The following is a 23,851-nucleotide window of genomic DNA, read 5'->3' on the forward strand; positions in this document are numbered from 1 at the left end:
CCGCCGCGGACCCGCCCGGTCAGGCGCGGGCGTCGTAGGCCTCGCGGGCGCTGTGGACCTGCTCGATGTGGCTCTCGGCCCACGCCTTGATGGCCCGCATGAGCGGCTGAAGGTCACGGCCGAGCTCGGTGAGGGCGTAGTCGACGCGGACCGGCACCGAGGGGGTGACCGTGCGGGAGACCAGGCCGTCGCGCTCCATGCCGCGCAGGGTCTGGGTGAGCATCTTCTGGCTGACGCCCGCGATGATCCGGCCCAGGTCGCTGTAGCGCAGCGGGCCGTCCGACAGCGCGTTCAGGATCAGGCTGACCCACTTGTCGCTGATGGTGTCGAGCAGCTCCCTGGCCGGGCAGGCCGCCAGGTAGGCGTCGTAGGCGGCCCGCGCGCCCTCTCGCCGCTGTGCGGCCGTCTGGGTGGCCATGGCGCTCCTTCCGGTGCGGTACGTACCTTCACGTGCGTACTTCCCGGTGGAGAGTAACACTCCCTAGGTTCGTCTCAGTCAGCCGATCGGCGAGGGAGACAGCGATGGAGACGAGGATGCGCGCGGTTGTGGTCCGTACGTTCGGCGGGTCCGGGACCCTGGAGGTCGAGGAGGTGCCGGTCCCCCGTCCCGGCACCGGTCAGGTGCGGATACGGGTGGAGGCGGCGGGCGTCAACCCGGTCGACGTGGCGGTCCGGACCGGGGCGCTCGTCGAGGGCGGGCTGGCCGAGCGGCGCGAGGTCCACGGGCTCGGCTGGGACGTGGCCGGGGTGGTCGAGGAGACCGGCGCCGGGGTCACCGGGTTCGCGGCGGGCGACCGGGTGATCGGCCTGGCCGACCGGCTCGACCTCCCCCTGGGCGCCTACGCCGAGCAGATCGTGCTGGACGCCGCCGCGGTGGCCCCCGCGCCCGTCCACGCGACCCCGGCCCAGGCGGCCACGCTCCCGCTCAACGGCCTCACCGCCGACCAGGCCCTGGACCTCGCCGGCCTGGCCGCGGGCCAGACCCTGCTGGTGACCGGGGCCGCCGGCGGGGTCGGCGGCTACGCCGTCGAGCTGGCGGTGGCGCGCGGGCTGCGGGTGGTCGCCGTGGCGGGGGCCGGGGACGAGGATCTCGTCCGGGGCTTCGGCGCCGAGTTCTTCGTGCCCCGCGACGCCGAGCTGGGCTCCGCCGTACGGGAGCTGGTGCCGGGCGGGACGGACGGCGCGATCGACGCCGCCTCGGTCGGCACGGCCGCGCTCACCGCGGTGCGCGGCGGCGGCTGCTACGTGGCCGTGCTCGGCGGCGCGCCCGTCGCGCTGCGCGGCACCCGGGTGGTCAACGTCTGGATCCGCGCCGACGGGGCCCGGCTGGCCGAGCTCGCCAGGCTCGCCGACGACGGCCGGCTGACCCTCAGGGTGGCCGGCACCTTCCCGCTCGACCAGGCCGCGGCCGCCCACGACCGCCTCGCCGCGGGCGGCCTCCGCGGCCGCCTGGTCCTGCTCCCCTGACGCCCCTCCCAGCGGTACGGCCGGCACGGTGCGGGCCGTACCGCGCGCCGGGACGGAGCGGCGTGTGGCACCGTGGGGGCATGCTGACACTGGCGCACATAAGCGACATCCACATCGGCGGCTCCCCGGACAGCGTCGAGCGGACCCGGGCCGTCATGCGGCACCTGGAGGGCCTCCCCGGGCCGCTGGACGCCGTCATCGTGAGCGGGGACATCGCCGACCACGGCGCGGTCGAGGAGTATGAGATCGCGCGCGAGCTGCTCGCCTCGCGCTACCCGACGGTGGTGTGCCCGGGCAACCACGACGCCCGCGCGGCCTTCCGCAAGGTCCTGCTCGGCGAGGACGGCGAGGGCCCGGTCAACCAGGTCCTGCGGCTCGACGGCCTGACCGTGGCCCTGTGCGACTCCAGCATCCCCGGACGGCCGGAGGGCTTCCTGGAGGACGAGACGATCGCCTGGCTGGAGACCGTCCTCGCCGAGTCGCCCGCGACCCCGGTCATCGTGGGGATGCACCACCCGGCGGCGGCGCTGGGCATCCCCTACGTCGACGACATCGGGCTGCGCGCCCCGGAGCGGCTGGAGCAGGTCCTGCGACGGCATCCCCAGGTGGTGGCCGTGATCGCCGGTCACGCCCACACGGCGGCGAGCACGACCTTCGCCGGGCTGCCGCTGATCGTCGCCCCCGGAGTCATCTCCACCGCGCTGCTCCCCCAGGAGACCGCCGCGCCGGTCCCCGTCGACTACGGCCTGCCGCCCCAGTTCGCCCTCCACCTCTTCGAGGGCGGCCGCCTCACCACCCACATGCGCCCGGTCGTCTGAACCCGTACGGCGCAGGCGCCCTCCCACCAGGCGGGAGGGCGCCCGTCCCGCCGCGCGGGCCGACGCCGCGGGACCCTCCGGCGCCTGCTCCGCCGCCACGCTTCTCGGCGGGGACGAGGTGCCCGTCAAGGGCGGCGTCGTGGGCCTTCAGGCCACGGCGTCGTCGTGGGCCTTCAGACCGCGGTGCTCCTGCGGGCTGACGCCGAACACACGCTTGAAGGCGGTGCTGAGCGCGAAGGAACTGCCGTAGCCGACCTGCCGGGCCACCGCGCCGATGGTCACGTCGCTCTCGCGCAGCAGGTCGGCGGCCATGGCCAGCCGCCAGCCGGTGAGGAAGGCCATGGGCGGCTCGCCGACCAGGTCGGTGAAGCGGCGCGCCAGCGAGGCGCGCGAGACGCCGGTCCCGGCGGCCAGCGCGGCCACGGTCCAGGGGTGGGCCGGATTGTTGTGGAGCATCCGCAGGGCCCGTCCCACCACGGGGTCGCTGTGGGCCCGGTACCAGGCCGGGGCCTCCGCCTCCGGGCGGGCGAACCAGGCCCGCAGGACGGCGATGAGCAGCAGGTCGAGCAGCCGGTCGAGAACGGCCTCCTGGCCCGGGTCGTCCTTGACGATCTCGTCGCCGAGCAGCGGGATGAGCGGGCAGTCCCAGGCGTCGTCGGGCAGGACCAGCAGGGCGGGCAGCGCCGCGAGCAGTCGCCGGCTGACCTCCCCGTGCATCTGGTAGGTGCCGGTGAGCATCACCGTCGAGCCGTCCGGGCTGTTGCCCCAGGTCCGCACGCCCAGGTCCATCGCCTCCTCCAGGGGCTCGCCCCGCAGGGTCGTGCAGTGCTGCCCGGGATGGATCACCACCTGGGGCGGGGTCGCCGGGTCGTCGGCGACCGTGTAGGGATCCGGACCGCGCATGATCGCGACATCCCCGGGGCCCAGCCGCACGGGCTCGCCGCCGTCGGGGACCACCCACGCCCGGCCCCGCACCATGGCCACCAGGGTGAGCGGCGCCCGGTCCTGGATCCGCATGGACCAGGGCGGGGACAGGATCGACCGCAGCAGGAACGCGCCCCGGGCTCTCGGCCCGTCCAGAAGTCCCGCCAGTACATCCATGCGCCTGATTTTAGACGCACAAACATGGAGTTGCGCCTCTCAACCATGTTCCGTCCAACCCTTCAGGCGCTTCACTAATGGCATGACGGAAAACACGCGACAGGCAACGACACTGGTCCTCGGCGGCACGGGCAAGACCGGACGCCGGGTGGTGGACCGGCTCACCGCCCGCGACCTGCCGGTCCGCGTCGGCTCCCGCTCCGGCAGGCCCCCCTTCGACTGGGACGACCAGGCCACCTGGGCGCCCGCGCTGCGGGATGTGGAGTCGGTGTACGTGACGTACTACCCGGACCTGGCCTTCCCCGGCGCCGCCGCCGCGATCGGCTCGTTCGCCGAGCTGGCGGCCGACAGCGGCGTCCGGCGGCTCGTCCTGCTGTCCGGCCGGGGCGAGGAGGAGGCCCAGGTCTGCGAGCGGGCGATGCAGGAGGCCGGCACCGAGTGGACGATCCTGCGGGCGAGCTGGTTCTGCCAGAACTTCAGCGAGCACTACCTGCTGGAGCCGGTGCTCAGCGGCGTGGTCGCGCTGCCGGCCGGGGACATGGCGGAGCCGTTCGTCGACGCCGACGACATCGCGGACGTCGCGGTCGCGGCGCTGACGCAGGACGGGCACGCGGGCCAGATCTACGAGCTGACCGGCCCCCGGCTGCTCACCTTTGCCGACGCCGCCCTGGAGATCGCGGAAGCCGCCGGCCGGGAGGTACGGTACGTGCCGGTATCCCCGGAGCAGTACGTGGCCGCGCTCGTGGAGTACGGTATGCCGGCCGAGGAGGCGACGCTGCTGACCGGGCTGTTCACCAAGGTCCTGGACGGCCGCAACGCCCATCTGGCCGACGGCGTCCGGCGCGCCCTGGGCCGGGAGCCCCGGGATTTCGCCGACTACGCGCGAGACGCCGCGGCCACCGGCGTCTGGAAGGGCTGAGGGCCGGGCCCACGGGTGTGGAGCCGGGCCCGGCGGGAGCGGGCCCGGCTCACCCGCCCAAGAATTTGATCTTCATTGACGGAGGATGGGATGTTCGAGTTGTTGAGAACCGCCACGCTGGCCGCGTCCACATTGACCATGGGGCTCACCGCCGGCCTGTTCTACTCGTTCGCCTGCGCGGTCATGCTCGGCCTGAGCCGCACGGACGACCGGAGTTTCATCAGCGCGATGCAGTGGATCAACGTGAAGATCCTCAACGGCTGGTTCGCCCTCGCGTTCGGCGGCGCGCTGATCCTGACCATCCTGGCGGGGGTGCTACACCTCAGCGGGGGCGGCCGGCCCGTGCTCCCCTGGATCGTGGCCGGCCTCGTGCTGTACGGGGCGGTGCTCGTCGTCACCTTCGCCGTCAACATACCGCTCAACGACCAGCTCGCCGCGGCCGGCGACCCCGCCGCGATCGCCGACCCCGCGGCGGTCCGCCAGGCGTTCGAGGCCAGGTGGGTCCGCTGGAACACCGTCCGCGCGGTGGCGTCCACGGCCGCCTTCGGCTGCCTCGTCTGGGCCCTGATCGTGCACGGGGGCACCGCCTGACCCGGCCGGGCCGGGGCGCCCCCGGGCACCCCGGCGCGCCGCCCACGACGAGGACCGGACCCGCCGGGACACCCGGGGTCCGGTCCTGCGGCGCTCCGGGTGTGCCGCTAGTGGGGGGCCATGTCGACGAAACGGCTGTAGTGGCCCTGGAAGGCCACGGTGACCGTGGCGGTGGGGCCGTTACGGTGCTTGGCTACGATCAGGTCCGCCTCGCCCGCCCGGGGCGACTCGCGCTCGTAGGCGTCTTCCCGGTGGAGAAGGATGACCATGTCCGCGTCCTGCTCGATGCTGCCCGACTCGCGGAGGTCGCTGACCATGGGGCGCTTGTCGGTCCGCTGCTCGGGGCCACGGTTGAGCTGGGAGATGGCGATGACCGGGACCTCCAGCTCCTTGGCGAGGAGCTTGATGGCCCGGGAGATCTCCGAGACCTCGTTCTGGCGGCTCTCGGTCTTCTTCGGCGAGGACATCAGCTGCAGGTAGTCGATGATGACGAAGCGCAGCTCGTTGCGCTGCTTGAGACGGCGGCACTTGGCCCGGATCTCCATCATCGACATGTTGGGCGAGTCGTCGATGAACAGCGGCGCCTCGGCCACCTCACCCATCCGCCGGGCCAGCTTGGCCCAGTCGTCGTCGGTCATCGTGCCCGAGCGCATGTTGTGCAGCGCCACCCGTGCCTCGGCGGACAGCAGGCGCATCGTGATCTCGTTGCGTGACATCTCCAGCGAGAACACGACAGTGGTCATGCCGTGCTTGATGGCTGCGGAACGGGCGAAATCCAGCCCCAGGGTCGAGTTGTGGGTCGGGATCCACGTCCGCCCGGCCAGGTACATGTGATCGGCGCTGTCCACTTCCACGCACCGCACGGGCACCGAGGGCACCGGCCGTACGTCAGTGATGTTCCGATAGGTCGCCTTGGGGTGAGCGTTGGTGTTCACGCGGGCGTTCTTACGGCTCAGCCGGAAGACCTTGTCGGAGGGCGTGAACGTGATCGCGTAGCTGGTCGAACTGGCCTCGGTGCGTCCCCGCACCCGCTTGGATGTCCAGGTCGCCTTGTATCCCAAGCTCAGAATCAGCTCCCAGGCGTCCTCTGCCAGCCGCCGACTCGTGACGGCGAACTGGACCGTCCCGCCGGGGTTGACATGGCCGTCAGTGTCCAACAGTCCGGCCAGCAGGGCCCTACGCTGCTCCTCGGACGCGCGCAGGTACTCGGCGGGGATGTGCTTGTTGTTCAGCACCCCCAGCTTCCGCAGCAGGGCCTTCATCGTGCCATGGTCGTGCCGGCACTGCCGGCACAGACGCAGCCCACTGGACGGGCCGCCGCAGTCGGGGCAGCGGGGCTCCCCGGAGAGGCCGTGGGAGGAATTCCTTGACCGGCAGCCGCACACCCGGCCACACGTGCGCACCTGGGACGTTTTGGGCGTGAACGGCATACCGCACACGATGCACAGCCGTTCGGCGATCGGCTCCGGCTCGGGCAGCAGCATCCCGTACAGCATGCGCCCCCGGTGCTCCACCCTGAGCCCCTCGGCCGCCATGTACTCGACGATCTCTTGATCCCCAGTGGTGAAAGCAGCGCTGTCCGAGCTTCCGTCTCCCAGCCAGACCCCAAGTACATACGGCGAGATCAGCAACTCCCGGTCGGGCATCTCCAACGGCTTGGCGTTGACGACGCTGTGGTTGAGGCGCTTGTCTGCGGTGTTGCACCACAGCGTGGCGGCGATCTCCTCCGTCGTGCGCACCTCGGCGAACGTCCGCTGGTTCTTGGTCCGGTTGTAGCCGACCGCCGCCGCCCGGGCCGATTTGCGGGAGGCGCGCGTATCAGTGAGCCACTGGTGCTGAGCATCGGCCACGATCACCGTGCCGTCGTTGAACTCCACCTCGTAGCAGGGGCGGCCGTGCATGATGTCGGTGGCCGCCACGACACGCGTGGGCTTGCCATCGGCTCCGATCAGGTAGTCGCCGACCTGCACCTGCCCCATGGTGGTCCAGCCGTTCGGAGTGGGCAGGGGGGTGTCGAGGGCGAGGGCCTTGCCGATGGCCGGGCGGGCGGCCACGACGATCATCTGACCGGGGTGGAGGCCGTTGGTGAGGGCGTCGAGATCCTGGAAGCCGGTGGGGACGCCGACCATCTGACCGCCCCGGCCGCCGATCGCCTCCAGCTCGTCGAGGGCGCCGGGCATGATGTCGGCCAGCGGGACGTAGTCCTCGGAGGTGCGGCGCTCGGTGACCTTGTAGATCTCGGCCTGGGCGCGGTCGACGAGGTCGTCGACCTCCTCGTCCTGCCCGCCGTACCCGTAGGAGACGATGCGGGTGCCGGCCTCGATCAGCCTCCGCAGGATGGCCTGCTCGCGGACGATCCGCGCGTAGTAGCCGGCGTTGGCCGCGGTGGGCACGACGGCGGTCAGCGTGTGGAGGTAGGCGCCGCCGCCGACCCGGGCGACCTCGCCGCGCTTCTGCAGCTCGTCGAAGATGGTGACGGCGTCGGCGGGGTCACCACGGCCGTAGAGGTCGGTGATGATGTCGTAGATGATCTGGTGGGCCGGGCGGTAGAAGTCGTCGGACCGCAGGATCTCGACCACGTCGGCGATGGCGTCTTTGGACAGCAGCATGCCGCCGAGCACGGACTGCTCGGCCTCGATGTTGTTCGGCGGGGTGCGCTCGAATCCCGGCTCGAAGACCGGTGGCTCCGCGATGCTCACCACACACCCCCTCTTTCGAACACAGTTACGCCATCCCCAATTTTTAGCCGACCAGTCTGACAGTCTCGCCGCTCCTCGGACCAAGTGGCAACGCAACCTGTCGACAGGGGTGTGGATAAGGTGTGCACTTCTTCCCCAGAGATGTGGGCACCCTGGGGACAGTTCTGTGGATAACTCTTTTCCACAGCCCCGGAAGGCCGCCTGTACTGGGAAAACATCATCCACCGCCTGTGGAGGAAAGAAAGTTGGGGCGACACGCCGAGACTCTCCTCACACGACACGGACTGTCCGACTGATCCTTTTGAGGGTGGCTCTGGGGGTAAGAGGCACAATGGATCCGTGCCTCTTACCCCCAGAGCCGGCCGCGACCACGACAGGCAGATCCTCCGACTGGCCGTACCGGCCTTCGGAGCGCTGGTCGCCGAGCCGCTGTTCCTGCTGACCGACACCGTCGTCGTCGGCCGCCTGCCCGCTCCCGCACTCGGCGCGCTGGGGGTGGCGAGCACCGTGCTGAGCGTCCTGGTGGGACTGTGCGTGTTCCTGGCCTACGGCACGACGGCGGCGGTGGCCCGGCAGATCGGCGCGGGCAACCACCGGCAGGCGATGCGGCAGGGGGTGGACGGCCTCTGGCTGGCGGTCGGGGTCGGGCTGGCGATCATCGTGGTGGTCTGGCCGCTCGCGCCCTGGCTGGTCCAGCTGATCGGCGCCGAGGGCGAGCTGGCCCGGCAGGCGGTGACCTATCTGAGGATCAGCCTGCTGGGCGTCCCGGCCATGCTGCTCGTGCTGGCCGGGACCGGCGTGCTGCGCGGCCTGCAGGACACCGCCACCCCGCTGCTGGTGTCCGTCGGCTCCTTCGCGCTCAACGCGGTGCTCAACATCGTGTTCGTCCTGGGCCTGGGCTGGGGCGTCGCGGGCTCGGCCTGGGGCACGGTGCTGGCCCAGTCGCTCGGCGCCGCGGTCTACCTCGCCCTGGTGTTCGGGCGGCACAGGGCGCCGCTCCGGCCCGATCTGGCGGGCATCCGGGCGGCGGGCTCGGCCGGGGTCGCCCTGGTCGTCCGTACGGCGTGCATGCAGATGGTGCTGACCGTCTCGGCGGCCGTGGCCACCCGCATGGGCGAGACCCAGATCGAGGCCCACACGGTCGCCTTCAGGATCTGGACCCTGCTGGCCTTCGCCCTGGACGCCATCGCCATCGCCGGGCAGGCCATCACCGGCCGCACCCTGGGCGCCGGCGACGTGGCCGGGACCCGGGCGGCGACCCGGAGGATGGTCATATGGGGGATCGGATCGGGCGTGGTGCTCGGGCTCGCCCTGGTCGCGGCCAGGCCGTTCATCCCCGCCCTATTCGGCGCCGACCCGGCGGTGGCCGGGGAGCTGCTCGGTCTGCTCTGGGTGGCGGCGGTCCTGCAGCCGGCCGCCGGGGTGGTGTTCGTCCTGGACGGGGTGCTGATCGGCGCCGGTGACCAGCGCTACCTCGCCTGGGCGAGCCTGTGGACGACGCTCGCCTACCTGCCCGCCGCGCTGCTGGTGGTCACCGTCGGCGGCGGCCTGATCGCGCTCTGGCTGGCGCTGGGGGTGTGGATGGCGGCCCGGCTGATCACCCTGGGTCTACGCGCCTACGGCAGGGCGTGGCTGGTGATCGGTGCGTGATCTGGCGGTGTCCACCACGTGACCGGCTACCTCTTGTACGAGGCATTCCCCTGCGGCACTGTGAACACGTCCGGCAAAAGGGTCTTCAACCCCCCATGATTGGGTCGCGTCGTGCCCGAAGGTGCATCTTTATCGATCGTGCGTCGCCTGCCGCCGAGTGAGGCCACGGACCGGTGGACCGGTGCGCGCCACGGTCTGCCCAAAGCCTACGGCCGCGCGGACCTCATCGTACTGGGTGTCGGCGTCATGATCGGCGCGGGCATCTTCAGCGTCGCCGGCCGCCAGGCGGCCACCATGGCGGGCCCCGGCGTGATCCTCTCCTTCATGATCGCCGGAATCACCTGCCTGCTCGTGGCCTTCTGTTTCGCGGAGCTGTCGTCGGCCATGCCGACCTCGGGCAGCGCCTACACCTTCACCTACGTCATCTTCGGCGAGGTGTGGGCCTGGATCGTCGGCTGGGCGCTGGTGATGGAGCTGCTGCTGGCCACCGCGGTGGTGGCCCGGGCCTGGTCCCTCTACGCCGCCCAGATGCTCGCCGACCTCGGCGTGCGCCTGCCCGGCCCGCTGGCCGGGATCACCGGTCAGGCCGAGGGCTTCGACTTGTTCGCACTGTTCATCCTGGTGGCGTTGACGGCCGTGGTGGCGCTGGGCGCCCGGGTCGGCCTGCGCACCCTGTGGATCATCGTGGTCGCCAAGCTGCTGGCCGTCGGCGCGGTCATCGTGGTCGGCGCCAAGCACTTCGACCAGCACAACCTCTCGACCATCCCGGTCCCGGCGGCCCCCGTCGAGACGGCCGCCGACACCCTGCACTCACCGCTGCTGGGCATCCTCTTCGGCCAGACGAGCGCGTTCGGCTGGTTCGGCATCTTCGCCGCCTCAGCGGTCATCGCCTTCGCCTACATCGGGTTCGACATCGTGGCCACCGCCGCCGAGGAGGCCGAGGACGCCCCCCGGTCGATCCCGAGGGGCATCATCCGCAGCCTGGTGATCACCACGGTGATCTACATCGCGGTCGCGGTGGTGATGGTCGGCATGACCTCCTACGACAAGATCAGCCCGAAGGCCCCGCTCGCCAACGCCTTCCGTCAGGCGGGCGAGGGCTTCATGGTGCACATCATCAACATCGGCGCGGTCCTCGGCCTCACCACGGTCGTCCTGGTGCTGATCGTCGGGCTGACCCGCGTGATGTTCTCCATGGCCCGCGACGGGCTGGTCCCCCGCCCGCTGGCCAGGATCAACCGGAGCTACCACAGCCCGACCAGGGCCACCCTGCTCATCGGCGGTCTGGCGATCCTGCTGGCCGAGTTCGTGCCGGTGCTGACGCTCGAACCGCTGGTCGTGATCGGCACCCTGTTCGTGTTCATCGCCGTGTCCGCCGGAGTGATCAGGATGCGGCGGACGATGCCCGACCTGCCGCGCGGCTTCCGCGTCCCGCTCTCCCCCGGCGTGCCGATCGCCTCGATCGTCGCCTGCCTGTGGCTGCTGGTGAACCTGCAGGTCATCACCTGGCTGTACTTCGCCGCCTGGATGGCCTTCGGCGTGCTGGTCTACCTGGTGTACGGCAGGCGCAACAGCGTGCTCGCCGGCGTACGGCCCCCGGCGGACCCGCTCGGCCCCGAGATCCGCGGCCGGCACCGCCGCTGATCCCCGCCGCCGAGTCCCGTCGGGCCCCTCGGCCGGGCGCACCGCTGGAGCCGCGCCGCCGAGTCTCCGGCCGGGCGCGCCGCCGAGCCCCGCCGCGGGGAAGCCCTACAGCCGCCGGGCGTCGAGCACGCTCTGCAGGAACTCCCGGGTCCGGGGCTGCCGGGGCTCGGTGAAGATCTGCTCGGGGGTGCCGCGCTCCAGGAGCACGCCGCCGTCCAGGAAGCAGACGGTGTCGGCGATCTCCCGGCAGAAGCCCATCTCGTGAGTGGTCAGGATCATGGTCATCCCGCCCTCCTTGAGCTCCCGGATGATCTCCAGCACCTCCTTGACCAGTGCCGGGTCCAGCGCCGAGGTGACCTCGTCCAGCAACATCAGGCGGGGCCGGGTGGCCAGGGCCCGGATGATGGCGGCACGCTGCTGCTGGCCGCCGGAGAGCCGGTCGGGGTAGGCGCCCGCCTTGTCCGCCAGGCCGAACCGGGCCAGCAGCTCACGCGCCTGCTCCTCGGCCTGCTCCCGGCCGACCCCGTGCACCTTGCGCGGGGCCAGCGTGATGTTGTCCAGCACCGTCATGTGCGGGAAGAGGTTGAACGCCTGGAACACGATGCCCATGCGCCTGCGCACGTCGTCGGCGTCGGCCCGGACGTCGGTGATCTCGTCGCCGTCCAGGTGGATCGTGCCGTCGTCGACGGTCTCCAGCAGGTTCACGCAGCGCAGCAGCGTGGACTTCCCCGAGCCGGAGGCGCCGATGAGGCAGACCACCTCGTGCGCCTCGACCGACAGGTCGATCCCGCGCAGCACGCTGTGGCCGTGGTAGTTCTTCCAGACGCCCTCGATGGTCAGCAGGCTCATGGGTTCTCCTCACCCGGCGGGCCGCCGGGCCGTGGGTCGGGGCCGCCGAGCCGCCCGCCGCGCGCGTTCACTGGCCCCGCCGCCGCTGCGACCGGGCCGCCAGATAGTCGGTGAAGCGGGCCATGGGGATGGTGAGCAGGATGAACAGCAGCGCCGCGACCAGGTAGGGCGTGTAGTTGAAGGTGCTGGCGGCGTGGATCTGCGCCTGGCGCAGGGCCTCCAGCGGGCCGATGGTGGCCACCAGCGCGGTGTCCTTCTGCAGCGAGACGAAGTCGTTGAGCAGCGGCGGCACGACCCGGCGCGCGGCCTGCGGCACCACCACGTAACGCATGGTCTTGCCGTGGTTGAGGCCCAGGGACCGGGCGGCCGCCCACTGGCTCGGGTGCACCGAGTCGATGCCCGCCCGGAACACCTCGGCCACGTACGCCCCGTAGGACAGCGTGAGCGCGATGACGCCCAGCGTCGCCAGATCCGTCGGCACGCCCTGCAGGCCGAGCGCGGGCAGGCCGAAGCCGACGAGGTAGATGACCAGGATCGTGGGCACGCCACGGAAGACGTCGATGTAGGCCACCGCGAGGGCGCGCAGCGGGAAGAACACCGGCGCCGTGAGGTTGCGGGCCAGCGCGACCAGCAGGCCCAGGACCAGGATCAGCGGCTCGGCGATCAGAAAGATCTTGACGTTGAGCAGGAACCCGCTCAGCACGTCCGGCAGCGCCTTGGTGAACTGCTCTGGGTTGAAGAACGTCTCCTGGACCCGGGGCCAGCCGGGCGAGTTGGTGAACCCCCAGACGAGCAGGACGATCAGCAGGATGGTCGAGGCGGTCGCGATCGAGCTCGACCGGATGGACCTGTTCCTGCGGAGCCGCTCCCGCTCCACCTGCCGCCCGCTCTTCACCCAGCCGGCCCGGGTCACCGTCACGGGATCACCGTTCTCCTCGGTGGGAGCCGTCACGCGATCACCGCTCTCCGGCGGGGGCGGCACCCAGGACGCGCAGGCCGTCCCGGCCGCGCAGGCCGTCCAGGACGGACAGGGCGTCGCGGACGGGCAGGCCGTCCCGGCCGCGCAGGCCGTCCAGGACGGACAGGGCGTCGCGGACGGGCAGGCCGTCCCGGCCGCGCAGGCCGTCCAGGACGGGCGGGGCGACCGGCGCCGGCCTCAGGCCGGCGCCCGGGATGTGCGTCCGGCTCACTTCAGCTCCGGGGCGCCCGCGGCCGAGCCGAGCCACTCGGTCTCGATCCTGGCCAGCTCGCCGGAGGAGGTCAGCTTGTCGATCGCCTCGTTCACGCAGCCCACCAACGGGCTCCCCTTCTCGAAGACCGCGCCGAAGACCTCGGGCGTGCCGGAGGTGGCGCCGAACTGGCCGACGATCTTGGAGTTCTCGACCTGGGCGGCGGTCACGTAGAAGGCGGTGGGCAGGTCCACCACCACCGCGTCGACCTGCTTGTTCTTCAGCGCGTTCACCGCGTCGATCTGCTCGTTGTAGACGTTCGGCTCGGCCGCCGGCTTGATGACGTCCTTGACCGCCTGCAGGGAGGTGGTGCCGACCTGCACGCCGATCTTGGCGTCCTTGAGGGCGGCCAGATCCGTCGCGGAGGCCACCTTGGAGCCGTCCAGCGCGACCACGGCCTGCTTGACCGTGTAGTAGCCCTTGCTGAAGTCGACGACCTTGGCCCGGTCGGGGGTCACCGAGACCTGGTTGAGGTCGAAGTCGAACTGCTTGGCGCCGGGGGCGAAGGCGGAGTCGAACTTCACCGTGGCCCACGTCACCTCACCGGTGCCGAAGCCGAGCTGCTTGGCGACGGCGTGGGCCACCGCGCTCTCGAAGCCCTTGCCGTTGGCCGGGTCGTCGTCCTTGAACCAGGGCTCGTAGGCGGGCTTGTCGGTGCCGATGGTCAGCTTGCCCGGGGTCTTCAGCGTGAGCTGGTCCTTGGCGCAGGTGGCCGGGGCGGACGGACTCGCCTTGGCCGTCGTTTCCGAAGCCGGCGCACATGCCACGGCGGCCACCGCGAGGGCGCCGAGCGCGAGCAGCATCGAAGGACGAACCATGACAAACCTCCAAAATCAAGCAACGACTCACGAATTCTACGGACGCACGGTGACCCCGAGTGACGCAGTCTCGCTATCCGGATGCCCGCCATCTCTCCATACGGAGACCCTCCCATACGGGAAGGCCCCTCCCATACGGAAAGGGCCCTCCCCGCGAGCGGGAAGGGCCCTCCTCACGCATGGCCGGTCAGGCCGCGACGACCTCGATGTCGAGGGACGCGGAGACCTCCGGGTGCAGCTTGACGCTGACCCGGTGGGAGCCGAGGCTCTTGATCGCGGGAGCGATCTCGATGCGGCGGCGGTCGAGCAGCGGGCCGCCGGCGGCCTTGACCGCCTCGGCGACGTCGCCCGTGGTGATGGAGCCGAAGAGCCGGCCGGACTCGCCGGCCTTCGTCTTCAGGACCACCTTCAGGGCCTTGAGCTGGCCGGCGACCTCCTGGGCGGTGCCCAGGTCACGGATCTCGCGGGCGTCGCGGGCCTTCTTGATCGAGGCGATCTGCTTCTCGCCGCCGCGCGTCCACAGGATCGCGAAGCCGCGGGGGAGCAGGTAGTTGCGGCCGTAGCCGCTCTTGACCTCGACGATGTCGCCGGGGGCGCCGAGGCCGGAGACCTCACTGGTGAGAATGAGCTTCATCTGTCCGGACCTCCTTAGCGCGCGGTGCTCATGTACGGCAGGAGCGCCATCTCACGAGCGTTCTTGATAGCGGTCGCCACGTCACGCTGGTGCTGGGTGCAGTTGCCCGTCACCCGGCGGGCACGGATCTTGCCGCGGTCGGAGATGAACTTCCGGAGCAGCGCCGTGTCCTTGTAGTCGACGTAGGAGATCTTGTCATGGCAGAACAGGCAAACCTTCTTCTTAGGCTTGCGCAGTGCCGGCTTGGCCATCGTGGTGCTCCTTTCAGAGCCCCGCCGTGCGGCGGGAATGGTCGCTGCGGATATGGACTGGGTTTCAGAATGCGGTCTCCGGCCGTCCGGACAGGACGGCCGCCCGACCTGGAGGGCTCGGCCTAGAAGGGCGGTTCGTCGCTGAAGTCGCCGCCGCCGAAGTTGCCGCCGCCCTGCTGCTGGCCGCCGCCGAAGCCGCCGCCACCGCCACCGCCGCCGTAGTTGTTACCACCGCCGCCGTAGCCGCCCCCCTGGGGGGCGGCGGGCGCCGCGGAGGCCCACGGGTCGTTGGCGGGACCGCCGCCGAAGCCGCCGCCACCGCCACCGCCCTGACGGGCGGTCTTGTTGACCTTGGCGGTCGCGTTACGCAGGGAGGGGCCGACCTCGTCGACCTCGACCTCGTAGACCGTGCGCTTCTCGCCTTCCTTGGTCTCGTAAGACCGCTGGCGCAGCCGTCCCTGAACGATGACCCGCATGCCGCGCTGGAGGCTCTCGGCGACGTTCTCCGCCGCCTGCCGCCACACGTTGCAGGTCAGGAACAGGCCTTCGCCGTCCTTCCACTCGTTGGTCGTCTTGTCGAGGAACCGGGGAGTGGATGCGATGCGGAACCGGGCCACAGCCTGCCCCGTCGGGGTGAACCGCAGCTCCGGGTCGTCGACGAGATTGCCGACGATGGTGATCGTGGTGTCGCCTGCTGCCATGGCTAGCGCTGCCCTTCCTGCGGCCTTAGCTGGTTATCGGCTCAGAGTACGGCTGCCGCCCGACAAAATGCCGGGGATTAGTGCACGTCCGGACGCAGGACCTTGGTGCGCAGGATGCCCTCGTTGAGGTTCATCTGCCGGTCGAGCTCCTTGACCGTGGCGGGCTCAGCGGTCAGGTCGATGACGGCGTAGATGCCCTCGGGCTTCTTGGCGATGTCGTAGGACAGCCGCCGACGGCCCCACACGTCGACCTTCTCCACGGTGCCGCCGTCATTGCGGACGACCGTGAGGAACTGGTCGAGGGAAGGGGCCACCGTACGCTCATCGAGCGAAGGGTCGAGAATGACCATCATCTCGTAACGACGCATGCTGGCTTCCAACCTCCTCTGGACTCTTGCGGTCACGACACCGTGCCGTGACAGGAGGACGCTGACGTCTTCACCCCGGACGCCCATTTCGGCGGCCGTGGTGGAGGGCGGGCGATGACACGCCCCACGCAACGTAGCCGTGCCAGCCTACCAGTCTGTCAAGGGTTGGACGGCCGCCGCGCCGGGCACCTCCCTACCATGGGGAGAGGGGGTGGTGAGTCATGCCTCACGTGTTCCGGTCCACCGGGGGCCGCCCGTCCCGGTTCAGGCTGAACAGCGACGGGCGACGGCACCCCGTCGAGAACGTCCTGAGCGTCGTGACGCTCGCCTGCGGGCTGATCGCCTTCGTGAGCGTCTTCATCCCCAGCGCCCACGCGGTCGGGGCGTGGCTGGGGACGGTGGGGTTCGTCGGAGGTCTCTACTCACAGTACGTCTCGGCGACGACGGCCGAGCGTTCACTGAACATCGTCGGCATCGTGGCCTCGTTCGTGGGCGTGGCCTTCGGCATCTACCACGGTGGTTTCTACCCGTAGGGTCCCCGCCCGGCGGCCACGCCCGTCCGGCCGCGTATGGCTAGCCGCCCAGCCGCAGGTCCACGCCGAGCAGGACGAGGAACCAGAGGAAGACCGCCAGCAACGCCTCGGCGACGTCCTTCAGGAGCTTGGGGGTGATGTAGTCGTAGACCCAGGCCACGTAGAGGCCGACCAGGATGTAGATCAGGCCGATCAGGCTGATCCCTCTTCGGTAGTAAGCCACTTCGACTCCTTGCGTTCGGCCCGCGCGAGGGGGGGGGAGCGGGCATCGGGGCGCGCCGTGCGACTTCCCGTGAACAGCCCCTCGAAACGGGTTACGCTCGAACACATGCCGCGTATCGGAGCCCATGTCGACCAGGACGACCCACTCGCCCACGCCAGGGCACGCGACGCCGAGGTCGTGCAGTTCTTCCTCGGTGATCCACAGAGCTGGAAGGGCCCGGTCGTCGGCGACAAGGCCCGGGAGGTCAAGGATTCCGACGTGGACGTCTACGTCCACGCCCCCTACGTGATCAACGTGGCGACCCTCAACAACCGGATCCGCATCCCCAGCCGCAAGCTGCTGAGCGCCCACCTCGCCGCGGCGGCCGAGGTGGGCGCCAAGGGCCTGATCGTCCACGGCGGCCACGTCAACGCCGGCGACGACCCGCAGAAGGGCTTCGACAACTGGCGCAAGGTCTTCGAGCGCCTGGCCGAGCACGAGGTCCCGGTGCTCATCGAGAACACCGCGGGCGGCGACAACGCGATGGCCCGCAAGCTGGAGCGGATCGCCCGGCTGTGGGAGGCCCTCGACGGCTTCGACGTGGGCTTCTGCCTGGACACCTGCCATGCCCACGCGGGCGGCGAGGACCTGACCGACGTGGTCGAGCGGATCATGGCGATCACCGGCCGGATCGACCTGATCCACTGCAACGACTCGCGCGACGCCGCGGGCTCCGGCGCCGACCGGCACGCCAACCTCGGCGCGGGTCAGATCGACACCGAGGCCATCCTCGCGGTGTGCCGGAGCGCGGGCGCGCCGATCGTGGTGGAGACGCCGGCCGCCGGCCAGGCCGAGGACATCGCCCTCCTCAGGAAGCGCATTTGATCCACAGCCTGTGGATAACTTTTCTGGATTACTCCGCGCCAAGGGTGGGTAAGGAGAGTCACCCCACCCAGGCACCGTCCATGAAAGTCAGCGTGTTGAGCACCATCAGCGGGCCGACCACCAGCGCGTAGCCGAGGATCACCCACCGTCTCCAGCGCGCGCCCGGGGTGCCGGCCCGCGCGATGAGCAGGAAGAGTGGCCACCACAGCAGCGCCGAGCGCGGGATCGACAGGTAGTAGGCGGAGCAGACCAGGGCGCCGACCTGGAGCCCTACATAGATGAACTCGCTCCACCGCCGCAGGTAGAGCAGGACCAGCACGAGCCCGACCCCGACGACCGCCCCGGCTATCTCCAGCCGGAACGCCCAGGCGAACCGCCCCTCTCCCATGGCCGAGTTCCACGTCGTGATCAGCGACTCCCACGGCCACACCATGTGCCGTCCCCACCCGGCCTCCTGGGCGTGCTTCCACGCCATCCAGTCACCGCTGCGGCTGTAGTGGTAGGCGGAGTAGAGCGCCGGCGGCACGAACGGCAGCACCAGCAGCCACGCCTGCCGTACGGCCTGCCGCCTGGTGAAGAACTCCACGATCAGCGCGAGGGCCAGGAACAGTCCGGTGATCCGCATGCAGGAGGCGCCCGCCGCGAGGCCGGCGGCCAGCGGCCAGCGGCCCTGACGCGCCGCCAGCCAGGCCGGGATCGCGAAGGCCAGGAACAGGGCCTCGCTGTAGCCGGTGAACAGGAACACCGACATCGGCCAGAGCAGCAGCGCCAGCACCGCGCGCCATCCGGCGCCCGGCGGCCCCTCGAACTCGGCGAGCCTGGCCAGCGCCACCATCGCGACGGCGCCGGCCACGAAGGAGATCAGCAGCCCGGCGAGCGTCCAGTCGCCCACGACCGCGTGCACCGCGCGGAGCGTCAACGGCATCCCCGGGAAGAACGCGGGCAGCCCCTTGTCCGGCTCGGCTGCGGGGTCGCCGCCGTAGCCGTGCTCGGCGATGGTGATGAGGAGCGCGGTGTCCCAGTGCTTCCATCGGTCCAGGAACGGCGCAACGGCTTCTCCCCCCGACATCGCCCCGGCCCCCACGACGGCGAGGACGACGATTCCCAGCCGGGAGCTCAGCCAGAGCATGAGTGCCTCCGTCGCGGTGTCGCGCGGAGACTCGCGGGGGGTGACCATACGCTGGAATTGTGGTGGATCAGGATGCTCTACGGCCAGCCGGAAATATCATGAAATTGACCACCACTGACCGGCCGCCGCGGGACAGCGGCCACCGGGAGCCGCCGGACGGCGGCCCGCCGGGGCCGGGAGAGACTACGAGAGTGCGATCCTGAACCGGTCGGGGGCCCCGTCGAAGACACCACCGGCCTGGTCGTCGGTCCCGTCCTGCCGGATCACGTCCTTGTCCGGCCGCAGGACGTCCCGCACGACGAGACCCATCATGATCAGGATGGTGATCGCCCGGCCCCATACCGCGGTGAAGTAGGTGTCGCCGGTGATGCCCAGCGCCTCGTTGCCCGGCTGGATGCCGACCAGATAGAGCCAGATCGCGAAGAAGTACCAGCACTCGGCGACCTGCCAGAGCGCGATCGCCTTCCAGTTGGGCCGGGCCAGCACCGCGAACGGGACCAGCCAGAGCACGTACTGGGGCGACCACACCTTGTTGGTCAGCATGAACGCGGCCAGGGTGAGGAAGCACAGCTGCATCAGCCGGGGACGGGTCTTGGCCGTCACCGTGAGCACCGCGATCGCCAGGCAGAACGCCGCCAGCGACAGGACGCCCAGCGTGTCGAGCCGCTCGGCGTCGCCGAGGAACGGCCACTGCTTCTGGTTGAAGAAATACCAGATCGAGCCCCAGTCGGCCGGGCGCTCCTGGCTGAAGACGTAGAACCGCTTCCAGCCGTCGAAGGCCGTCAACATGATCGGCACGTTGACGAGGAGCCAGATCCCGGCCGCGCCGCCGGCCGTCTTGAGGAACGGCATCCATTTACCGGTCCGCAGCGTCAGCAGGAACAGCGGGCCGAGGAACATCAGCGGGTAGAACTTGGTGGCGATCGCCAGGCCGAGCAGGACGCCGGCCAGCCACTGCCGCTGCTTCGCCCAGGCGAGCAGCGCGCCCAGCGCCAGGGCGTTGGCGGCCAGGTCCCAGTTGATGTAGGCGGTCAGGATCAGCGCGGGGGCCAGGGCGTACCAGAGCGCGTCCCAGCGCCGGGCCGGCCCGGCCAGCGCGGCCATCAGCAGCACGCCGACGACCAGGCAGAGCGCCATGAGGATCACGGTCAGGTCGTAGAACGCCGTCCCGGGATCGCTCATGGGCGTGACGATCCGGCGGAAGAACTCCATGATCCCGCCGATGCCGACGGGATACTCCACCGGATGGCCGAAGTAGGGGACCTTGCCCTCGTTCAGCTTCTCGTTCCACCACAGCGGGTAGATGTCGGTGTAGCAGAAGTTCGTGAACTGCAGGGTCCCGTGGTTCCAGGCCCCGCCGAAGCGGCAGGGCCACTTCCACAGGTAGGCGAGCACCGCCCCCAGCCCCGCGAACAGGGCCAGGGGCACGTAGGGGACCGCCCGCGCGCCGAGGCCGGACACCGTGCTCCGCGCCGACTGGAGGCTGTCCATCAGGGACGCTGCCCGGACGACCGGTGCCGGGGGTCCGGCGCGACCGCCGCGGGGGGGCCGCCGCCGCTGCCGATGTCGCCGCCGTCCCCGATGTCGCCGCCGTCGCCGTCGGGCAGGCCGGTGCCGTCCCCGGACTCACAGGTGATGTCCCCGGGCAGGCAGCCCTGGTCGTCGGGCGTGGTCGGCTGACCGTCCTCGTCGGGGAAGCCGGTGCCGTCCCCGGACTCACAGGTGATGTCCCCGGGCAGGCAGCCCTGGTCGTCGGGCTCCGGCGTCGGGGTCGGCGTCGGGACGGGCTTGGGCGCGAGGTTCTTGTCCGCGCCGACGTTGGCGCGCGGCGGGAACTGGAGGACCTCCTTGCCCTTCATGGCCTCCGCCATGAAGGCGTGCCACACCCGGGTGGGGTAGGTGGCGCCCTGGATGTCGCCCAGCGAGATCTCGCCGTTGGTCTTCTTGTCCTGCCGGTACATGCCGACGGCGGTGGACAGCTGCGGGGTGAACCCGACGAACCAGGCTTCCTTGTTCTGGTCGTTGGTGCCGGTCTTGCCCGCCACCGGCCGGTCCGGCAGGGCCGCGGCCCTGCCGGTGCCGCGCGGGTCCTTGACCACCTGCTGCAGCGCGACGATGGCGTCGGCCGCGCTGTCGGGGCTGATGACCTGGGTCGGCTGGATGCTCTCCTTGATCACCTTCGTCTTGTCGCGGTCGGTGACCTCGATCACGACGTGGTTCTCGTAGTGCTTGCCCTCGTTGGCGAAGATCGAGTAGCCGCCGGCCTGCTGGACCGGGGTGACCGGGCCGGACCCGATGGTGAGCGCGAAGGCGTGCGTGGCCTGGGTCTCCTTGAGCTTCTGCTCGCTGAGGCCCGCGCCGGCCGCGATCTGGATGACCTTGTCCAGGCCGACCTCCATGCCCATCTGCACGAACGCCGTGTTGATGGACTCGGCGGTGGCCCTGATGGTGTTGACCGAGCCGCCGGGGACGTCGTGGGAGTTCCTGATGTCCTTGGTGCCCGGCGCCTTGATCGGCCCCTTGCCCGACAGGTAGCTGTTGAGGCTGTTGCCCTCCTCCAGCCAGGCGGCCAGGACGTAGGGCTTGAACGCCGACGCCGCCTGCTTCTCGGACATGAACGCGTCGTTCCACTCACGCTTGGTGAAGCTGGGGCCCCCGTAGAAGGCGACGACCCTCCCGTTGCGGGGGTCGACGGCCGCGAGCCCGGTGTGGATCTCGGAGGAGAGGCCGGAGGTGTTCTCCTCAACGGCCTTCTTGGCCGCGAGCATCAGCTTCTTGTCGAACGTCGAATAGATCTTGTAACCGCGCTGCTCGACGTCCTCCTGGCTGATGCCCCGCTTCTCGAGCTCCCGGAGGATCTCGGTGATCATGTAGCCCTTGATGCCCTGGTAGTAGTCCTTGGTCCGCAGAGCGATCCGCTTGGGGGCCGTGGGGGACTTGGCGGGCAGCGGGCCGTACTTGCCGGGGTCGAGCTGGGCCATGCCCTTGATCACGTAGTCGTAGCGCTCCTGGGTGGGGGCCAGGTTCTTGGCCTTCTCGGCCTGGTCGAAGGCGTCGGGGTTCTGGATGCGGCCGGCGAGGTAGGCGCCCATCTGCGGGGTCAGCTCGCCGACGTTCTTGTTGAAGAACGCCTGCGCGGCGGCCTGGATGCCGTAGGCGCCGCGGCCGAAGTAGATGGTGTTGAGATACTGCGCGAGGATCGTGTCCTTGGACAGTTCCTTGTCCAGCTTGACCGCGACGAAGATCTCCTTGATCTTCCGCTGGATCGACCGTTCCTGGCTGAGGCCGCCGTAGTAGTTACGGGCCATCTGCTGGGTGATGGTCGAGGCGCCCTGGACCTGCTCGCCGCTCACGGTGCTCAGCAGCGATCTGGCCATGCCCTTGAAGTCGATGCCGTTGTCCTCGCGGAAGCTGCGGTTCTCCGCGGCGATCACCGCGTCCTGGACGTGCCGTGGGATCTTGTCGATCGTCACGATCGTCCGTTTGACGCCGAGGCGGGCGAGCACGCTCTTGTCGCTGTAGTAGATGACGCTGCCCTGGTCGTCGACGCTGTCCTGGGTCACCTTGGGGACGGGCGTATTGGCGTAGGCGACCGCGATCATGCCGAAGACGCCCGCGGCGAGGACGGTGAAGCTGGCCACCACGATCTTCCAGTTGGGCAGGAAGCGCTTCCAGCCCCGGCGCCCCGGCCTGTCGTGCCCGTCACCGTCTCCGGGACCGTCTCCGTCGCCGGGACCGCGTCCGGCGGGACCGCCCGGCCCGCCGGAGCCCGCGCGCGCCTGCGGGCCCGCCGCGCCGCGCGTGCCGCGCCCGCGCCTGCCGCGCCCGCCGGTGTCACCGGGGCCGGAGCCCGCCGACCGCTCGCTCCTGGCCTGGGCGGCGAGCATGGCCTGGGTGTCCTCGAAGGCGGCCTCGGGGCGGCGGCCCCCGCCCTGGTCGGCGTCACGCCGGCGCAGCCCGGTCTCCCGTGGGTCGTGTCCGGCGCCCTGCGGCATCCGGCCGATCTCCCGGGGGTCGCCCGCGGCGCCCTGCGGCGCCCGCCCGAAGTCCCGAGGATCGGGACCCATGCCCTGCGCCCGTCCCTGCACCTGCGTCTGCGCCTGGGACTGGTTCCAGCTCATGTCACCGGTTTGGGACGGCTGGGGCGGGGGAACTGCACGGGGAGCGGCACCTGGGTTCGAGCGACGGCGCCGCCCCTGGCGAGCCGACGCGTCCGGGCGCTGCTGGCGTCCGTCCGGCTCCGGGTCATGGCTGTTGCTGTGACTCACGCGTCCTCGTTCGGGTCATCGGGGTCTACGACGGCGTGCTGGCGGGTGAGATTACCTCCAGATCACGGAGGATCCCAGCACCTTGGCTTAGTGGTAGCCGACTCCTGCGGGTGGATCTCCATTCCCGGGGACGGACGAGACCTGCGGGTGGTTCCGAGAACAACCTTGGCAGACCTCTCCCACGTGAGCGTGGGATTCCCCGTATTGGAAGGCGGTCCCGGCCATGCGGGGGCCATCGCCCGCCACCATTCGCCATGACCACATAGGCGTCACACTACGGCTTTTTACTGTTTGCTCCCAACCTCTTGGGAAAGTCGTTAATTGCAGAGATATGTTGGTTCGACGTATCCTCAAGATGTATCGGCTCGATACATCGGCGCGAGAGGTGGTGGTTTCCAGTGGCCGGTGGACGCGGTGGCGTGCTGGAGCTCGCCGTGCTCGGGTCGCTGCACGAGACCCCATTACACGGCTATGAGCTGCGCAAACGGCTCAACGCTCTGCTCGGCATGTTCCGGGCGTTCTCCTACGGTTCGCTCTACCCTTGCCTCCGGCAGCTGCTGACCGACGGGCTCATCGTGGAGGACAGCGCGTCCGACACGGCCCCTGCCCCTACGGAGAGCCCCATAACGCTCACCGGGCGTCGGTCGAAGATCGTCTACAAGCTGACCGCGGAGGGCAAGGAACGGCTCCAGGAGCTCCTCACCCAGGCAGGCCCGTCCGCCTGGGAGGACGAGAGCTTCGGGGTCCATTTCGCCTTCTTCAGGCACACCGAGGCCGAGGTGCGCCTGCGCATCCTGGAAGGACGCCGCAGCCGGCTGGAAGAGCGGCTCGACGGCGTGCGCACGGCTCTCGCCCGCACGAGGGAGCGGCTCGACAGCTACACCCTGGAGCTGCAACGTCACGGCCTGGAGTCGGTCGAACGCGAAGTGCGCTGGTTGAATGAGCTGATCGCCACCGAGCGACGCGGCTCCTCGGCCGACGAAGAGCGGCAGTCCGCACAAGGACAGTCCACACAAGAAGGAACGCTCCGGGCGCCCGCGCCCGGAGCGGATGACGCGGGGCGGCGTGCCGCCCCGGAAGACAACTGACCACTCA

Annotated in this window: 24 protein-coding genes; 9 read left to right on the forward strand and 15 right to left on the reverse strand. The window is 70.4% G+C overall.

Features of this window, described 5'->3' with window-relative positions; genetic code table 11:
- Positions 1–19: 19 nt before the first annotated feature.
- The gene (locus ACZ6R6_RS14705; RefSeq protein WP_470093482.1) at positions 20–418 is read right to left on the reverse strand and encodes a winged helix-turn-helix transcriptional regulator; all 399 of its coding nucleotides are present in this window, start codon (positions 416–418) and stop codon (positions 20–22) included.
- 116 nt (positions 419–534) lie between these two features.
- On the opposite strand from ACZ6R6_RS14705, the gene ACZ6R6_RS14710 reads away from it, so the two are divergent.
- Positions 535–1,467, forward strand: coding sequence for an NADP-dependent oxidoreductase (locus ACZ6R6_RS14710; RefSeq protein WP_470093484.1), 933 nt, complete (start codon positions 535–537; stop codon positions 1,465–1,467).
- 80 nt (positions 1,468–1,547) lie between these two features.
- Complete coding sequence (locus tag ACZ6R6_RS14715; protein WP_470093486.1) at positions 1,548–2,285, forward strand: phosphodiesterase; 738 nt, start codon at positions 1,548–1,550, stop codon at positions 2,283–2,285.
- Between the two features lie 147 nt (positions 2,286–2,432).
- Here ACZ6R6_RS14715 and ACZ6R6_RS14720 read toward each other — a convergent pair whose 3' ends face one another.
- Entirely contained in the window at positions 2,433–3,386 is a 954-nt protein-coding gene (locus tag ACZ6R6_RS14720) for an AraC family transcriptional regulator (RefSeq protein WP_470093488.1), read from the reverse strand.
- A gap of 82 nt (positions 3,387–3,468) precedes the next feature.
- Between ACZ6R6_RS14720 and ACZ6R6_RS14725 the strand changes: the two genes are divergently transcribed.
- Both ACZ6R6_RS14725 and ACZ6R6_RS14730 read left to right on the forward strand, forming a co-directional pair.
- Positions 3,469–4,305, forward strand: coding sequence for a Rossmann-fold NAD(P)-binding domain-containing protein (locus ACZ6R6_RS14725; RefSeq protein ID WP_470093490.1), 837 nt, complete (start codon positions 3,469–3,471; stop codon positions 4,303–4,305).
- Between the two features lie 90 nt (positions 4,306–4,395).
- Complete coding sequence (locus ACZ6R6_RS14730) at positions 4,396–4,896, forward strand: anthrone oxygenase family protein (RefSeq protein ID WP_470093492.1); 501 nt, start codon at positions 4,396–4,398, stop codon at positions 4,894–4,896.
- Positions 4,897–5,003: 107 nt separating this feature from the next.
- Here the strand turns inward: ACZ6R6_RS14730 and dnaB are convergent, their stop codons facing one another.
- Positions 5,004–7,595: a replicative DNA helicase gene (dnaB, locus tag ACZ6R6_RS14735; protein WP_470093494.1), complete on the reverse strand. Its 2,592-nt coding sequence runs from the start codon at positions 7,593–7,595 to the stop codon at positions 5,004–5,006.
- Between the two features lie 339 nt (positions 7,596–7,934).
- On the opposite strand from dnaB, the gene ACZ6R6_RS14740 reads away from it, so the two are divergent.
- Together ACZ6R6_RS14740 and ACZ6R6_RS14745 are read left to right on the forward strand one after the other, a co-directional pair.
- Complete coding sequence (locus tag ACZ6R6_RS14740; protein WP_470093496.1) at positions 7,935–9,245, forward strand: MATE family efflux transporter; 1,311 nt, start codon at positions 7,935–7,937, stop codon at positions 9,243–9,245.
- A gap of 138 nt (positions 9,246–9,383) precedes the next feature.
- Complete coding sequence (locus tag ACZ6R6_RS14745) at positions 9,384–10,889, forward strand: APC family permease (RefSeq protein ID WP_470093498.1); 1,506 nt, start codon at positions 9,384–9,386, stop codon at positions 10,887–10,889.
- Between the two features lie 105 nt (positions 10,890–10,994).
- Here the strand turns inward: ACZ6R6_RS14745 and ACZ6R6_RS14750 are convergent, their stop codons facing one another.
- The 8 genes from ACZ6R6_RS14750 to rpsF form a co-directional block, all read right to left on the reverse strand.
- Positions 10,995–11,738 carry an amino acid ABC transporter ATP-binding protein gene (locus tag ACZ6R6_RS14750; protein WP_470093500.1) on the reverse strand — a complete coding sequence of 248 codons (744 nt, stop codon included), beginning with the start codon at positions 11,736–11,738 and terminating at the stop codon, positions 10,995–10,997.
- A 67-nt stretch (positions 11,739–11,805) separates the two neighbouring features.
- Positions 11,806–12,690 (reverse strand): amino acid ABC transporter permease, encoded by an 885-nt coding sequence (locus ACZ6R6_RS14755; RefSeq protein WP_470093502.1) that lies wholly within the window; start codon positions 12,688–12,690, stop codon positions 11,806–11,808.
- 4 nt (positions 12,691–12,694) lie between these two features.
- Entirely contained in the window at positions 12,695–12,928 is a 234-nt protein-coding gene (locus ACZ6R6_RS14760; protein WP_470093504.1) for a hypothetical protein, read from the reverse strand.
- Positions 12,925–13,785, reverse strand: coding sequence for an ABC transporter substrate-binding protein (locus ACZ6R6_RS14765; protein WP_470093506.1), 861 nt, complete (start codon positions 13,783–13,785; stop codon positions 12,925–12,927). Before ACZ6R6_RS14765 ends, ACZ6R6_RS14760 begins: the two co-directional genes overlap by 4 nt.
- A gap of 187 nt (positions 13,786–13,972) precedes the next feature.
- Positions 13,973–14,419 carry a 50S ribosomal protein L9 gene (gene rplI, locus ACZ6R6_RS14770; protein ID WP_306861523.1) on the reverse strand — a complete coding sequence of 149 codons (447 nt, stop codon included), beginning with the start codon at positions 14,417–14,419 and terminating at the stop codon, positions 13,973–13,975.
- A 14-nt stretch (positions 14,420–14,433) separates the two neighbouring features.
- On the reverse strand, positions 14,434–14,670 hold the full coding sequence (rpsR, locus tag ACZ6R6_RS14775; RefSeq protein ID WP_012895699.1) for a 30S ribosomal protein S18: 237 nt from the start codon (positions 14,668–14,670) through the stop codon (positions 14,434–14,436).
- Positions 14,671–14,792: 122 nt separating this feature from the next.
- Entirely contained in the window at positions 14,793–15,371 is a 579-nt protein-coding gene (locus tag ACZ6R6_RS14780) for a single-stranded DNA-binding protein (RefSeq protein WP_306861536.1), read from the reverse strand.
- 77 nt (positions 15,372–15,448) lie between these two features.
- Positions 15,449–15,739 (reverse strand): 30S ribosomal protein S6, encoded by a 291-nt coding sequence (gene rpsF, locus ACZ6R6_RS14785; protein WP_196439166.1) that lies wholly within the window; start codon positions 15,737–15,739, stop codon positions 15,449–15,451.
- Positions 15,740–15,960: 221 nt separating this feature from the next.
- On the opposite strand from rpsF, the gene ACZ6R6_RS14790 reads away from it, so the two are divergent.
- Positions 15,961–16,272 (forward strand): hypothetical protein, encoded by a 312-nt coding sequence (locus ACZ6R6_RS14790; protein WP_470093510.1) that lies wholly within the window; start codon positions 15,961–15,963, stop codon positions 16,270–16,272.
- A 40-nt stretch (positions 16,273–16,312) separates the two neighbouring features.
- Here the strand turns inward: ACZ6R6_RS14790 and ACZ6R6_RS14795 are convergent, their stop codons facing one another.
- Positions 16,313–16,495 (reverse strand): hypothetical protein, encoded by a 183-nt coding sequence (locus tag ACZ6R6_RS14795; protein WP_031158341.1) that lies wholly within the window; start codon positions 16,493–16,495, stop codon positions 16,313–16,315.
- Positions 16,496–16,600: 105 nt separating this feature from the next.
- Between ACZ6R6_RS14795 and ACZ6R6_RS14800 the strand changes: the two genes are divergently transcribed.
- Positions 16,601–17,359, forward strand: a complete 759-nt coding sequence (locus ACZ6R6_RS14800) for a deoxyribonuclease IV (RefSeq protein ID WP_470093512.1) — start codon at positions 16,601–16,603, stop codon at positions 17,357–17,359.
- 58 nt (positions 17,360–17,417) lie between these two features.
- Here the strand turns inward: ACZ6R6_RS14800 and ACZ6R6_RS14805 are convergent, their stop codons facing one another.
- The 3 genes from ACZ6R6_RS14805 to ACZ6R6_RS14815 all read right to left on the reverse strand — a co-directional run bounded on the left by ACZ6R6_RS14805 (position 17,418) and on the right by ACZ6R6_RS14815 (position 22,609).
- Positions 17,418–18,536, reverse strand: a complete 1,119-nt coding sequence (locus ACZ6R6_RS14805; RefSeq protein WP_470093514.1) for a mannosyltransferase family protein — start codon at positions 18,534–18,536, stop codon at positions 17,418–17,420.
- Positions 18,537–18,671: 135 nt separating this feature from the next.
- On the reverse strand, positions 18,672–19,979 hold the full coding sequence (locus ACZ6R6_RS14810) for a glycosyltransferase family 87 protein (RefSeq protein WP_470093516.1): 1,308 nt from the start codon (positions 19,977–19,979) through the stop codon (positions 18,672–18,674).
- On the reverse strand, positions 19,979–22,609 hold the full coding sequence (locus ACZ6R6_RS14815; RefSeq protein WP_470093518.1) for a transglycosylase domain-containing protein: 2,631 nt from the start codon (positions 22,607–22,609) through the stop codon (positions 19,979–19,981). The genes ACZ6R6_RS14810 and ACZ6R6_RS14815 overlap by 1 nt, the downstream gene beginning before the upstream one ends.
- A 545-nt stretch (positions 22,610–23,154) precedes the next feature.
- Between ACZ6R6_RS14815 and ACZ6R6_RS14820 the strand changes: the two genes are divergently transcribed.
- A complete protein-coding gene (locus ACZ6R6_RS14820) occupies positions 23,155–23,844 on the forward strand; it encodes a PadR family transcriptional regulator (protein ID WP_470093520.1) in 690 nt (229 codons plus the stop codon).
- Positions 23,845–23,851: the final 7 nt, after the last annotated feature.

Source organism: Streptosporangium sp. NPDC048886 (assembly GCF_055586905.1).